The sequence below is a fragment of the Gammaproteobacteria bacterium genome, from assembly GCA_041395725.1.
Lineage (GTDB): Bacteria > Pseudomonadota > Gammaproteobacteria > Pseudomonadales > Pseudohongiellaceae > NORP240.
Map to the genome: position 1 here is coordinate 1,354,996 of JAWKZW010000001.1, position 13,455 is coordinate 1,368,450.

10 protein-coding genes are annotated in these 13,455 nt (G+C 54.3%); 7 read left to right on the forward strand and 3 right to left on the reverse strand.

What is annotated here, in order from left to right; genetic code table 11:
• Positions 1-7: 7 nt before the first annotated feature.
• Positions 8-652: a tetratricopeptide repeat protein gene (locus tag R3F50_06005; GenBank protein MEZ5489855.1), complete on the reverse strand. Its 645-nt coding sequence runs from the start codon at positions 650-652 to the stop codon at positions 8-10.
• A gap of 731 nt (positions 653-1,383) precedes the next feature.
• Between R3F50_06005 and R3F50_06010 the strand changes: the two genes are divergently transcribed.
• The 7 genes from R3F50_06010 (at position 1,384) to R3F50_06040 (ending at position 10,087) form a co-directional block, all read left to right on the forward strand.
• On the forward strand, positions 1,384-3,057 hold the full coding sequence (locus R3F50_06010) for a M20/M25/M40 family metallo-hydrolase (GenBank protein MEZ5489856.1): 1,674 nt from the start codon (positions 1,384-1,386) through the stop codon (positions 3,055-3,057).
• 108 nt (positions 3,058-3,165) lie between these two features.
• The gene (locus R3F50_06015) at positions 3,166-3,915 is read left to right on the forward strand and encodes an ABC transporter ATP-binding protein (protein ID MEZ5489857.1); all 750 of its coding nucleotides are present in this window, start codon (positions 3,166-3,168) and stop codon (positions 3,913-3,915) included.
• Between the two features lie 17 nt (positions 3,916-3,932).
• On the forward strand, positions 3,933-5,471 hold the full coding sequence (locus R3F50_06020) for an ABC transporter permease (GenBank protein MEZ5489858.1): 1,539 nt from the start codon (positions 3,933-3,935) through the stop codon (positions 5,469-5,471).
• A complete protein-coding gene (locus R3F50_06025) occupies positions 5,464-5,940 on the forward strand; it encodes a hypothetical protein (protein MEZ5489859.1) in 477 nt (158 codons plus the stop codon). Before R3F50_06020 ends, R3F50_06025 begins: the two co-directional genes overlap by 8 nt.
• The gene (locus tag R3F50_06030; GenBank protein MEZ5489860.1) at positions 5,930-7,372 is read left to right on the forward strand and encodes an ABC transporter permease; all 1,443 of its coding nucleotides are present in this window, start codon (positions 5,930-5,932) and stop codon (positions 7,370-7,372) included. Before R3F50_06025 ends, R3F50_06030 begins: the two co-directional genes overlap by 11 nt.
• 45 nt (positions 7,373-7,417) lie before the next feature.
• The gene (locus tag R3F50_06035; GenBank protein ID MEZ5489861.1) at positions 7,418-8,761 is read left to right on the forward strand and encodes an ABC transporter permease; all 1,344 of its coding nucleotides are present in this window, start codon (positions 7,418-7,420) and stop codon (positions 8,759-8,761) included.
• Positions 8,762-8,782: 21 nt separating this feature from the next.
• Positions 8,783-10,087, forward strand: a complete 1,305-nt coding sequence (locus tag R3F50_06040; protein ID MEZ5489862.1) for a hypothetical protein — start codon at positions 8,783-8,785, stop codon at positions 10,085-10,087.
• Between the two features lie 50 nt (positions 10,088-10,137).
• On the opposite strand, the gene ggt is transcribed toward R3F50_06040, so the two are convergent.
• Positions 10,138-11,874 (reverse strand): gamma-glutamyltransferase, encoded by a 1,737-nt coding sequence (ggt, locus tag R3F50_06045; GenBank protein ID MEZ5489863.1) that lies wholly within the window; start codon positions 11,872-11,874, stop codon positions 10,138-10,140.
• A 50-nt stretch (positions 11,875-11,924) separates the two neighbouring features.
• Positions 11,925-13,421, reverse strand: a complete 1,497-nt coding sequence (locus R3F50_06050; GenBank protein MEZ5489864.1) for a CRTAC1 family protein — start codon at positions 13,419-13,421, stop codon at positions 11,925-11,927.
• Positions 13,422-13,455: the final 34 nt, after the last annotated feature.

A 13,455-nucleotide genomic window follows, 5' to 3' on the forward strand; every position in this document is an offset into this window, starting at 1 on the left:
TCTAAAGTTACTGAGAAACACCAAGCCTGGATAAAGCTGCCGCGGCGGCAGTATTGCCGCGGCCTGCTGCGTCCCGATACCAGAAGATTGCCTGATCCAGATCCCGGCCTGTTCCCCTACCCTGCTCATACATCTCTGCCAGCCGTAACTGCGGGATTACATCCCCCATTTCGGCCGCTTGCCGCCACCATTTTACGGCCTTTTCATCGCTCTGACCCACGCCAGTGCCAGCCGCGTATACATTACCCATATTATGAATCGCGAGGGTGTTTCCTCGTTTCGCTGCGCGCCGGTACCATCCGACCGCCAGTCCGGGGTCGACCGGCTTCGCCAAACCCTCTGCGAAAGCCGTTCCCATGAGAAACATCGCCTCGGGGTTTCCTTTTTCAGCCAGAGATTCTATTTCTGCTATGACTGACTCTGCAATATTTATTGCCAGCGCCTTGTCGGCTGTAAAGGTCATACGGCCGGTTGAGTACACGCGCGCCATCCACATTATAGCCAATGGATCTTGAGTTTCCGCGGCACTTTCCAGCAATTGACGGGCACGGCTGTCATCAACTTCGCCCATCTCTCCGGTATACCATTTAATCGACTCAGACAACGTGATAGAAGTCTGGTCAGTGGGCACGCACGCCGCTGACAACAACATACTGCTAATCAGGCACGAGAACCTTCGAACAACAAGTTGTCTCATTATTCTAATTCTTCCGGTTAGTAGTAATTATCAATCAGCTGCGACCTGTCTTTTAATCACAGTTGAGAAGGCCCCGCTCCCACGCTTAGCAGGCTGCTAGCCGATGGTTTTTGAACACCCTGCCAATAGCCAAGCAGGCTATCCACAAACTAGCAGCTTGTCCAATCGAATGATTTCCTCATAGGATTCTGACATGAGGGAAGTAGGTCACACCAATCTGACCGACTGTTCTATCCTGTTCTCGGCAAGTGAACCATAAAGCAGCGAAATGTCGCAATTTGGTGCGAAAATAATGTGCCTACGATTGCCTGCCAGGAGTCCGGGCTGGTCTTCAGCGCCGATCTGACTGTGCTTCCGCAACCTAAAGTACCTCCAGTTTCTGGTGAACTCCTTACAGAACGCGAGTTTCTGACCTACGGGAACTCCTTGTGGCTGAATTCACAATTGACTACTTGGTGGCGCCTGTAAAAACGTATGCCATTGTTAGTCAATTGGCACGAATACTGCTCGAGTCTACCGTTGCTAGCCAGAATTAGAAAATTCACAACTTGCCCAGTGTGATCCTTTGCCGGTAGAACTGTCACTGTTCGCCTAGCTATAAAGATTACTCTCAGCAGTTCTCAACAGGTTGGGCGCTGCGAGTCGCTGGCAAATTGGTTCAGTCAATGTCTTTCAAGGAGTATACAGTGAAAAGAGCTAAGCATGCTTTCAGCACTCGCAATCTCGGGTTGTTCTCAGCGATAGCAATGGCACTTCTGGCTTGCGGCGAGGAGTCAACTGTCACAAGCACGCCCGCGCTTCCTACCAGTACAAACCAGTCAGTAGCAGCGCCTGCGGCGAGCCCCGGCCTGGGCATCAGACCAGTGGCCGACGAGACTGTGTCTATCAATATGGATGAGATACATTCGGAAGAGCTTAAAGAGATCTTTGCTTATATCGATGAGAATATCGATGAACATGTGTTGAATCTGCGGCGCTGGATACAACAGCCGAGTATTTCCAATACCGGTGAAGGTATCCAGGAATCCGCCTACATGGTGAAAGGCTTCTTCGATCAGCTGGGCTGTCAGAAAACTGCTGTTTACGATGTCGGAATTACAGATTGGGGCCAGCAGGGCAACCCTGTAGTCTATGCCGATTGTGATGAAGGCGCCGAGAAAACCCTGGCGATTTACTGGATGTACGACACTATGCCAGTGACTCAGCCGGATCTCTGGAAAGCGCCGCCATTCGAAGGCCGATTGGTGGAGCAGGCTCCCTATGCCAAAGTCATGATCGGACGCGGTGCAACCAATTCGAAAGGTCCACAGATGACCCAACTGAATGCCCTGATGTCGATCAAGGCTGTTACAGGAAAACTGCCGGTAAATCTGATCTTCATCGCAGAAGGTGATGAAGAACGCATGTCCATTGGCTACAGGAAATTTGTCCGCGACCATCCCGAACTCGTGGCTCACGCGGATGCCATGTACCGCTTCGGGCGGCAAGGCGGTATCAGTGGTGGCTCCGAAGGAAGTGTCTTCGTTGAACTGATTACCAGCGGAGCAGCATGGGGGAAAGGACCCAACTACAGCAATATCCACGGTGGCAACAAGCGTTCGGTGGATGCACCGGCATGGCGGCATATCAAGATGTTATCGACGCTCGTCGATGAGACCGGCAACAAAGTCATGTTTGACGGCTTCTATGAAAACATCGAGCCTTTGAAAGAGGCCGAACTGGCGAAGTTGAAAGCGTCGGCTGAGCGCATCGACATGGAAGTGGCCGCGAGAAATCTCGGCGTAGAACGTTTCATTGCGGACGATCCACTTGAATACCTGACCATGGCACGCTACGGGACCTCTATGAACCTTGACGGCATCTGGGGCGGGAACATGTTTGAAGGGGGCTCCGGCGCCATTCTGCCCAATCGCATAGTTTCCAAGCATAACTTCCGGTATGTACCGTTCCAGGATGGCATGGATATTGTGGCGAAGCTGCGCGCGCATCTGGACAAATTCGGTTATGAAGATGTAGAGATCAATGTTGTCGGCGATGTGCCCTGGGCGAAGATGACCTACGACAACGATATTGCCCGCGCGGTAATGAAGACATTTGATACCTTTGGGATCAGCTACGACGACCCGGTCGAGGGGACGGCATCGATGCTTGGTGGCTACTGGCCCGCCTACCTGTTCGCGGGAGACGTAATGGATATCCCAATCGTGAGCGGTCAGGCTGGATCGGGGGGCAACGCCCACGCAGCCAATGAGTACTTCGTTATAGAAGGCGCGAATGGCATGTACGGGATGGCCGGTGGCGAGAAATCAGTTGCTACCGTACTGTACAATTATGCTGGACTGAACGAGCCTGCCCAGTAATTCCGCAGGGAATCTGGCAAGTACCTGGTGTCTCATTGGCCGGCGAGCCTGGCTCTGCCGGCCGATTTGACAGCAGGGCCATAATCATCTGATCAACTGGAAATAGTGATGTCAGTTATTTCTTTAGAAAACATCAAAAAGATCTATGAGCTCGGTGACCATTCAGTGCACGCGCTGAGTGGTGTCTCTCTGGACATCAACGAAAGTGAGTTCGTAACCATTACCGGCGCCTCTGGATCGGGAAAATCCACGCTGATGCATATCATTGGCTGCCTTGATACACCAACCAGCGGCAGCTATTTACTCAATGGCAAAGATGTCTCGAACCTGCCGCGTCAGGATCTGGCTGATGTTCGGAATAAGCAGATAGGCTTCGTGTTTCAAGGCTTCAACCTGCTGCCCAGAACAACGGCTGTCGAGAATGTCGAAGTGCCCCTGTTATATTCAAGACCCGTATTACCAGCCTCTGAACGACGTAAATTGGCACTGCAGGCTCTCGATTCCCTTGGCCTTTCCGACCGGGCGGATCATCATCCAAGCCAGCTCTCCGGCGGCCAGCAACAACGCGTGGCAATCGCCCGGGCGTTGGTAAACAGCCCATCCTTGATACTTGCCGACGAGCCCACCGGCAACCTTGACACAAAAACCAGTATCGAAGTGATGAACCTGCTTCGCGACTTGCGCGAGCAACATGGTATAACTATCGTTCTCATTACCCATGAACCAGAAATTGCTGCCTATGGCTCGCGCATTATTTCCATAAGAGATGGCCTGATAGTCAGTGACACACCCAACACTCCGACTGAATCCACCCTGCAGGATCCACCACTGGTGAGCGACGTCGCCGCAGCCAGCTGAACAGAGGAGATTATTGTATGCGTGAGAGAGCGCACTTTTTGATTCTGGCAGCCCAGTCATTGCAACGCAATTGGATGCAGGCCTCCCTGGCCATGCTGGGCGTAACTGTTGGTGTTGGCGCATTGGTTGCCAGCATGGCACTGGGTCGGGGTGCCCAGGAAGAAATCAAGGATCAGCTTCTCGCTGCCGGTGCCAATATGATCGTGGTTACGGCAGGCAATTATCAGGTTGAACGAGCTCAAGGCGCTAGTGCACCGGCAGATCACGGCAGCATTCAGCGTGAAGACTTTGGCAGGTTTATCGCACAGACCGCTGATTACTATCCTTCAGTCAAGCCGTTTCAATTTATGCAAGCGACAGCGCAACCGCGTTTCATCAAGGCACATTTCGAAGATGATCCCATGGCGGAGCATGATCACCCCACGGCCAGTGAGCGGCTTGGTGATGCCATGGCCGGGCTTGGTGCTGCCGCCACGCTGACTCTCGAGGATGCGACAGCCATAAGAGATTCCCTTCCCGGGGTCCAGTTCGTCGCTTCAGGTGTCCATGAGAACGCACGTATCGTGGTGGCTGCTGACGAATCCCGGCAATGGTTCACCCGCCTGCATGGCACTGAGGCAGAGCTACCGGAAATACGCCGTGGCTGGACTTTTCCCTATGGTAATTTCCTGTCCCGGAGACAGGTGAACAATGCCGAGCAGGTGATGGTGCTGGGCCGTGTTGTTGCCGACAGACTGTTCGGCGACAGTGTGAATCCCGTCGGAGATAAGGTACTGCTCTGGAACCAGGAGTTCGAAATTGTCGGCGTTGTTGGCAGTCGCACCTGGACCGCCCAGCCCACGGCGGGTGACGACCAGTTTGATGCTGTCTATGTGCCTGTAAGTACCATTCATCGACTTCTTAATCTGAGCAAGCTGAACACCATCACCGTCACGACCCGTTCGGCCGGTGAGACTACGCAAATATCCCGCCAGATCGTCGATCTGCTTCGGGTAAGGCATGGTATTTCAGATCAGATGCCGGATGATTTTACGGTGAAGACCCAGGCCCAGGAACTTCTCGGTAGCGGTCTGTCGCCTGACCTGGCTCGTGTCGTCGCAGGCAATATGACCAGCGTCGATGAACTCACTATTGAACAACTTTCCAGTTCGCTGCAACGATCTAACCGCACCATGCTGGCACTGCTTGCGGGAGTGGCCGGTGTTTCACTGCTGGTTGGTGGCATCGGAGTGATGAACCTGCTGCTGCTTTCTGTCACCCAGCGTACCCGGGAAGTCGGACTGCGCATGGCTATGGGGGCGAGAGGCAGCGATATTGCCATGCAGTTCGTTCTTGAATCGTTAGTCCTCAGTCTGCTTGGCGGGCTGCTGGGTGCATTCGTTGGGGTTATCGCTGCGAATGTTCTGGAGACTTTCTTTCAGTGGTCTACAGACATTTCTTTTCTTTCAATGTTCATAGCTATTGCCGTAGCCGTGCTGCTGGGCATGATTGCCAGCGTTTACCCGGCGCGGCGCGCCGCAATACTGGACCCGATCGGTGCGCTCAACCATGAGTAATCCACTGCAGAGACTGACGTATTTCATTGTGTCAGCAGTCGTTCTGATTGCCACTCCGGGTATTCTCGCTCAAGCACCTCACGGCGACCATTTCCCGGATCACAATGGCTTTGTACTAATGCACTCGACGCTGCACTTTGAAATCGTGGTCAAGGAAGGCGGGGGCATTGAGCTTTATTTCAGCAGTGAGTCCCGGGCTCAGCTCCCGGCGGCTACCGTCTCCGATGTTGTGGTTGAAATTGAACGGCCGGATTCCCCAATGGAATTCGTTGCCATGCAGATCAGCGCCTCCGGGGATTTCTGGACCGGGCCCAGCAAGCCCGTTACTGACCACAATGCCGTAGTGCGAGTGGGATTTCTGTTTCAGGGCGAGCCGTTTTTTATAGATATTCCAGCCGGCGCATTCCCGCCAATCATGGAGAAGATGAAAAATCCTGTTGTTGACCTGAGTGAGTTCGATGCCCATTAATCTTCAATTGGCTTTGAAGTCGCTGGTACAGAACCGCCTGCAGGCGCTGCTTACCCTCAGTGGCATGAGTATTGGGGTGGCTATGGTCGTTCTGGTTTCAGGTCTTGGCCTGGGAGCCCGGCAACAGATCGAATCCCAGATACAGAGCGCCGGGCCGACCCTGATCACAATTAAATCCGGGAATTTTCGCCCACCGGGTATTACCACCAGCGGCGAGCAGGACAGTGGCGGTGGCGAGGTCTCTGAGGGTGCTGTGGGTGGTTACGAGCTCGGATTTACCGATGTGCTTGAGTACGATGCAGCTGTGAAAGACGCCCGCGCCCGCATCCAGGCGCCCAGGCGGGGCACAGTGAGGTCTCCTGCCTGGCCTTTGACCATGCAGGAATACCAACTGCTGAGCCAGAATACGACGGACGTGCGACTGGTCGCCGGCAGCCTGGCAGGCAATATCAGTCTGGACGAAACCATCAATGAAACCGTGCGTATTGCCCGCACCGTCGGTATCCATTCCGACTGGCCTGAAATTCAGGGCTGGGAGCTGATCGCCGGCCGGCTCTTCACGAAAGCAGAGCAGACACAGTCACTTCCCGTTCTGCTGGTCAGCGATGTAGTGGCTAACAGGCTATGGGATCTGGAGTCGGCAACAGGTCAGACAGTGACATTGCGGGGGACAGAATTTCAGGTAGTGGGGGTAATTCGTGGCGATACCGAAGAAGGCAGCGCGTTAATTGTACCCACCCTTTACATGCCACTGTCGCTGGCGCAAAACCTGTTGGGCAGAGACGATCTTGATGTCATCAATCTGCGCACCAGTTCCGTGGGTAAAACCACCGAAGTAGCCAACGCCATAAAGGCATCCCTTCGCGTGCTCAGACAGCTCCCGGACGACACGCTTGACGATTTCCGCGTCGAAACCCAGAGCACTGCAGCAATGCCCAGCCTCGGAACAGACCCCCGTCTGGCAAGGGCGGTGCATTCAAACATCGTCGAATTTGAGCAGGAAGCCTGGGAAGAAATGGCGCTTAGCCTGCGACAGGCCGGGCGCACTTTCACCCTGCTGCTCTCGGCGGCTGCCGCCGTGTCTCTGCTGGTAGGCGGCATCGGTGTCATGAATATCATGTTGGTCTCTGTTGCGGCGCGGACCCGGGAAATTGGCTTACGCATGGCCATGGGAGCGCGCGTCGATGACGTAATGGTGCAGTTTCTGGTAGAGGCCGTCACATTGGCGGCACTTGGTGGAATTATCGGCCTGGGCCTGGGTGCCGCAGGTCTGGCGGTAGCCGAATATGGCCTGAACTGGGCCACTGCGATATCGCCAGTCATGCTTCTCATTGCGGTAGTTATGGCGGCTCTTACAGGCATGATCTTTGGCTATGGACCGGCTCGTCGCGCAGCCAATCTGGACCCTGTCGTAGCCTTGAAGGCTGAATAAGTTGAAGTTTCATTCCATAACCTAATTTTCAAGGTAACATCAGCAATGGAAATGTTGCAGATCAATATACGTCTCGCGCTGCAGTCCTTGAGCAGAAACAGACTCCGTACCCTTCTTACCATGCTTGGTATCATCATCGGTGTGTCGGCTGTGCTGACGATGGTTGCGCTGGGTACCGGCGCGCGTTCATCGGTAGAAAATGAAGTGGCGTCCGCCGGTACCAATATTGTTTATGTCAAGGCAGGTAACTACACCCGGGGTGGGGAAAGTGTAGGCGTCGCTTCCGGATTGGGCGCGGCGACAACTCTTGTACCCGATGACGCGATTGCCATAGCCGAATCCATCGCTGGCGTTCAGACAACCAGTAATGGCCTGAGCCTGAGGTCATTTGCCACCGCTGGCGCAACACGTGCCTTCATTCGTATTCAGGGTATCTCGCCTGGCTTTGCCTCGATCTATTCCTGGATCGTAGACCCTGGCAGCATGCCGGTGGAGCTTGCCAACACTGACGCGATTATAGGCCAGAGCCTGGCTGCGCAGCTTTTCGGCGCAGGTGTCAATCCGATAGGCCAAAGCGTACGGGTAAGGGATATCAACTACGTAATTCAGGGCGTCACCAACGATCAGGCTGACGATCACAGTGAAGTGTTATTTGTTTCCTGGCAATCGCTGCAACAGACCCTGAACGTGCAGCATCTGGACTCGATCACCATCGCTGCCGATAAGGCGGGAGAAACCTCACGCATAGCAACCGAAGTGCGCACGCTGTTAAGAGAGCGCCATGGTCTCGGACCGGCCATCTCGCAGTCCGGCGGCAACTATATCCCCGGCCAGGCGGCAGCCGCTGAAATACCGGACGATTTTACCGTCGAGACTCAGGCGGCTCAGGCACTTACCAAAGGCCTGTACACTCCTGCAGCGGCTTTTGCCCTGGCGAACCTCCCCAAACTTGATGAAGTTACCCTTGATGAAATGGCGGATACGCTGGACCGGGCCAGCGCCACGATGACGGCCCTACTCGCCAGCATAGCGGGGGTCTCGCTGATTGTCGGTGGTATCGGCATTATGAATATCATGTTGGTTTCTATTACCGAACGTACGCGTGAGATCGGTCTGCGTATGGCGGCAGGTGCCCGCTCGATTGATGTCGCGCTGCAGTTTCTGGTTGAGGCCATCACGCTGAGCCTGATTGGTGGCTTATTGGGTTTGCTGCTGGGTTTGCTTTCCGCTCGCCTGGTGGGCCTGTCACTGGGCTGGCCCGCCACCGTCTCGCTCGCGTCCATGATAACGGCGATCGGCATTGCGGCGCTGATCGGTTTGATATTCGGCAGCTATCCGGCACGACGCGCTTCACTGCTTGATCCTATCGAAGCGCTACGCAGTGAATAAAGCAGATTGATGGCATCGGCAATGAAGCACAGAAAATCAGTAACAGCCAGCCTCTTCGGGGTGGTCGCATTCGGCCTGGCTGCTGTGGCTGTCTGGTTCCTGCTGCAACCGCGCACGCCAGAAGATCTTCTGGGTGCTGTGGCGGAAGATTATGTCCGGCTGGCAACTGCACTGACAGTCGTGGATGCAGACGAAGTCGATAACTACTTCGGCCCTCCGTCACTGGACAGTCGAACCGCAGACCGCTTTCAGGATCCAGCAGAGCTGCGGCGGGAAGTGGAGACCCTGAGCAATCAACTCGAGGCGCTGGATTTGCCGACGCTGGTTTCGCGCAAGGATAGCCTGGAGCGCAAGCTCACTCACCTGCTCACCCTGCTGGAGATTACCCAGGCGCCCGTCAAACCAGGGTTTGATGAAGAACTGGAGCGCTTGTACGGCATCACTGAAGCGATAGCAACGACCACCTCGCAGGCGGACCTCGATGCTCTGGAAGAACTGCTTCCCGGGCGGGGCACTCTGGCATTTCGTGTGGCATCGTTCCGCAATCGCCTGCTGATACCCGCCGACAAACGCAGAGCTGTTTTCGAAGCAGCGTTGGCAGAATGTAAAAGAAGAACACAGCAGCACTGGGACCTGCCGGCCAACGAACAACTGACCCTGCAATGGTCCCGCGAGGTTCCGGCAGCGTGGCACCAGTACAAAGGCGACGGCCAGAGTGTCCTGACGATCAATGACCTGTCAATCGCCTTTATGGATTCGGCCATCGATATTGCCTGTCACGAGGGCTATCCGGGTCATCACGCTCAATACGTCATGATGGAAGAACAATTGAAAATCGGTCCGTCGGGAGTGGAAGACACGGTAGTTCTGCTGCGATCTGCGGAGTCCGCCGTTCTTGAAGGAGCGGCCAATTACGGCGTTACTCTGGCGTTTACTCCTCAGGAACGCGACCGATTTGAGCGGGATGTGCTGGCTCCCCTTGCCGGAATAAACTTACCGGAGGAAACGCAGCTCATAGAATACAAGCGCCTGATCGGACGCTTATCAGAGGCGATTCTGCCGATAGTTAAACAATACTACGATGGGGAGATAGCCTTTAATACGGCTACTTTTCAGCTTGAACGTGATGCCATGGTCTCCAGCCCTTCCGCATTGTTAGAGTATATTGACAGATTCGGCATGTACTCTATCGGCTACACCTACGGGCAAACTCAGATCAGTAATCGGCTGGAGACAACTGCTGCAGTCGATCGCCATGCCGCCTGGACAGGATTACTGACTCTGGTGCGTTCTCCCGCCATGGCGGCCACTGATCTGTTCAGGTGATTGATCGGGAATAGATCAGACCCGGCCGACATGATTGCTGAGCCGATGAATCAATCCACACCGACCGCTTTTGCCCCCGGCCGCCTCGGATCCGAGTAGCCATAGAACAATCCGTCTTTCCACATCACGCTTTGCATGCTGCCCATGCCGGCACTGCGATGACTGAAATTAATATTCTGACCCCTTTCAATCAGCAGAGATACAGTGTCGGGGCTGATGCCGCTTTCGATTTCCAGCACATCCGGTATCCATTGGTGGTGAATACGCGGTGCGACCGCCGCGTCGGCGATGTTCATACCGTACTCCAGCACGTTCAATACCATCTGCATATTGGCGCTGATGATCTTCGAGCCGCCGGGTGTGCCGGTGATGAAAAAGGGCTTGCCGTCCCGTGATACGAAGACGGGTGACATGGAACTGACCGGGCGCCTGTTAGGCCTGATGGTGTTGTTTTCACTACCCATCAGGCCGAACGCATCGGGGATATCCGGTCGCAAAGTGAAATTCCCCATGTTGTTATTCATCAGGATTCCAGTGCCCTCGATAACCACACCTGAACCGAAAGAAAACATCAGTGTATAGGTGTTACCCACCATATTGCCTTCACTGTCCATGACCGAATAGTGGGTGGTTTCATCACTCTCATACATAGCCAGGTTACCCGGCGCAATTTCGACAGAAGGAATGGCCCGGTCCATGGAGATTTTTGCCGCCAGGTCCCTGGCATAATCCTTATTGATCATGGCAGCAGTGGGAATTTCCACGAAATCCGGATCCCCCAGGTATTTGCTGCGGTCGGCATAGGCGAACTTCATGGCCTCTGCGGTTATATGTAAGGCATCGGCGCTTTCCGGCCCCATTTCAGCCAGAGGAAAATTCTCCAGAATATTGAGCATCTGAATGACATGCGTGCCACCGGAACTTGGCGCTGGCATGGCGGCAATATCATAACCGCGGTAATTACCGCGCACCGGCTCACGCTCCAAAACACGATAGCTGGCCAGGTCCTCCATGGTGATCAGGCCATTATGGGCCTCCATATCGGCGACGATTTTTTCTGCTACGCTGCCTTTGTAGAACGCATCGACGCCATGCCTGGCGATTTCGGAGAGAGTCCAGGCTAGGTCAGGCTGCTTGAATAATTCCCCCACTTCATAATTGGAACCATCAGGCTTATAGAATTTTTTCAGACTGGCAGGGTTATTCTTCAAGCGCTGGCTGCGGGCCAGATCTTCAGCTAGATCGTAGGTCACGACGATGCCATCTCTTGCCAATCGAATCGCCGGCTCCAGCACTTCGGCCAGGGTCATGGTGCCATAGTTTTCCACGATATGGGCCAACCCGGCGACCGAGCCGGGGACCGCCGAGGATTTGTGAGAAAAGCGGAAACTTGCATCACTTTCCACGTTGCCGTTTTCATCGAAATACATATTCTCACTGGCAGCCGCTGGCGCTGTTTCCCTGAAATCAATCGCAATAGTTTTATCAAGCGCGGCCACATGGATAAGCATAAAGCCGCCACCGCCGATGTTTCCTGCCCGTGGCAGGGTAACGGCGAGAGCAAAACCCAGTGCCGCCCCGGCATCGATAGCATTTCCGCCGTTGGCCAGAATCTCGGCGGCGATCTCACTGGACAGGGCATTATGACTGGCCACCATGCCCTTTTTACCCATTACGGGGTGGTTGATCGCGCTGTATTCGAACAGTGGAGTGGACGCGTCCTGCTGCGCAAGAGCTGCCACCGAATAGATCAGTGCAATGGTCAGAGTAATCAGTTTATTGAGCATGGTTAAGCCCCTGGATGGTTATCAAATTAAAACACGAAAAAAGACCGTCTTTATTGCTGGACTACTTGTAGCGGTCTGCCCATAAACCCGGCGATATTGACGTTTTCAACTCGCTGAGACTTTCTGCCGTCGCGGGTCATGAAAGTGACTTCCACATCCACGACCTCAACCCCGGGCAGGCCAAAGTGAACCGGAACATTACTGTGGCTGTTGTAGCCGTCACCGGTAGTGACCACCCGCAACCCCAGAAGCTCACCTGTCTTGTTGAAGACCCGAACTTCGGCCCCCGCCCGATTCGCGATTCCGCGCGGGTCCGTGACGATTACTTGAAGGGACTGTGAGCGTTCTTCCAGGCTGAGTTCGTTCTTCACTACAGGATGACGGCCGGCCAGGTTGTAGCCTTCCGTCAGTGACACATCCAGATCGCCGTCGCCATCAAAGTCAGCCCATTGGATACCATGGTCAGCGCCACTCAGGGCAGTTCGATAAGTATCGATTTCCTCAAAAGCGTCACCTCTATTAAGAAACAGGCGATCGTGAGGCGACCTGCCGCGATCAGCATCGTGGTAGCCGACGGCAAAAAGATCCAGCAGGCCGTCATTATTGATATCTCCCCAACTGGCACCAACCATATGATCGTTACCAGTGATGCCCATGTCGGTGCTTACTTCATCAAAAGTACCGTCACCGTTATTCTGGTACAACTTGTTGATGCCATAGGTCGCAACGAACAGGTCAAACTGGCCGTCGTTGTTGTAGTCACCGACGCTACAGTCTACGCCGCCATCCGCTCGTTCGCGGGGCCCACCTTCCATGCCCAGGAGCCCGGCGACATCAACAAAGGTGCCACCAGTATTTTTATACAGGGCATCTTTACCCACACCCTGATTGGCCAGGAAAAGATCCAACAGACCATCCTGGTTGTAGTCGAACCAGCAGACACCGACTGTGGCACGGGGATCATTCAGACCGGTGGCTTCACTGACATCGACAAAGGTGCCATCGATGTTACTGAACAGGTGGTTAGGACCAACCCGATCGGCGACAAACAGATCAAGAGTACCGTTGTTGTCATAGTCGACCCAGTTGATTTGCCGGGCACTGACTTCCGGTATCCCCACACCCTTATCCTCAGTCACTTCGGTAAAACCCTGGGATTTGTCATTGTGGAATAATTCACTGCCCTGCCGGTTACTGCCGATATAGAGATCCAGGTAACCATCAGCATCGTAATCGCCCCACGCAATAGAGCGGCGTTCCTTTCCCTCTGTGGGCAGGCCAAGCACTGGTCCGACATTGGTAAATTGACCCAGTTCATTGTTGTAGAGCCTGACATCACCGGTTTTGAACGTAATCACCAGATCCAGATCGCCATCATTATCATAGTCACCCCAGGCGTTGGACAAAGCCATATTGCCACCAAAGGTGTCTGGCTGAATACGGGAAAATTCTGGTACACCTGACTGGGCAAAAGCACCCGTGGCCACCATGCACAAGCACACCAGGGAGAGCTGTGCGCTAAAATTGAACTTCTGTGCGTTTATCATTGTTGAATCCATCTGTTCACAGGATTGATTTGCC

Coding starts and splice junctions, on each gene's coding strand:
- R3F50_06030 (MEZ5489860.1), top strand. CDS start 5,930: ATGCCCATTAATCTTCAATTGGCTTTGAAGTCGCTGGTACAGAACCGC.
- R3F50_06035 (MEZ5489861.1), top strand. CDS start 7,418: ATGGAAATGTTGCAGATCAATATACGTCTCGCGCTGCAGTCCTTGAGC.
- R3F50_06020 (MEZ5489858.1), top strand. CDS start 3,933: ATGCGTGAGAGAGCGCACTTTTTGATTCTGGCAGCCCAGTCATTGCAA.
- R3F50_06005 (MEZ5489855.1), bottom strand. CDS start 652: ATGTTGTTGTCAGCGGCGTGCGTGCCCACTGACCAGACTTCTATCACG.
- R3F50_06015 (MEZ5489857.1), top strand. CDS start 3,166: ATGTCAGTTATTTCTTTAGAAAACATCAAAAAGATCTATGAGCTCGGT.
- R3F50_06025 (MEZ5489859.1), top strand. CDS start 5,464: ATGAGTAATCCACTGCAGAGACTGACGTATTTCATTGTGTCAGCAGTC.
- ggt (MEZ5489863.1), bottom strand. CDS start 11,874: ATGCTCAATAAACTGATTACTCTGACCATTGCACTGATCTATTCGGTG.
- R3F50_06050 (MEZ5489864.1), bottom strand. CDS start 13,421: ATGATAAACGCACAGAAGTTCAATTTTAGCGCACAGCTCTCCCTGGTG.
- R3F50_06040 (MEZ5489862.1), top strand. CDS start 8,783: ATGAAGCACAGAAAATCAGTAACAGCCAGCCTCTTCGGGGTGGTCGCA.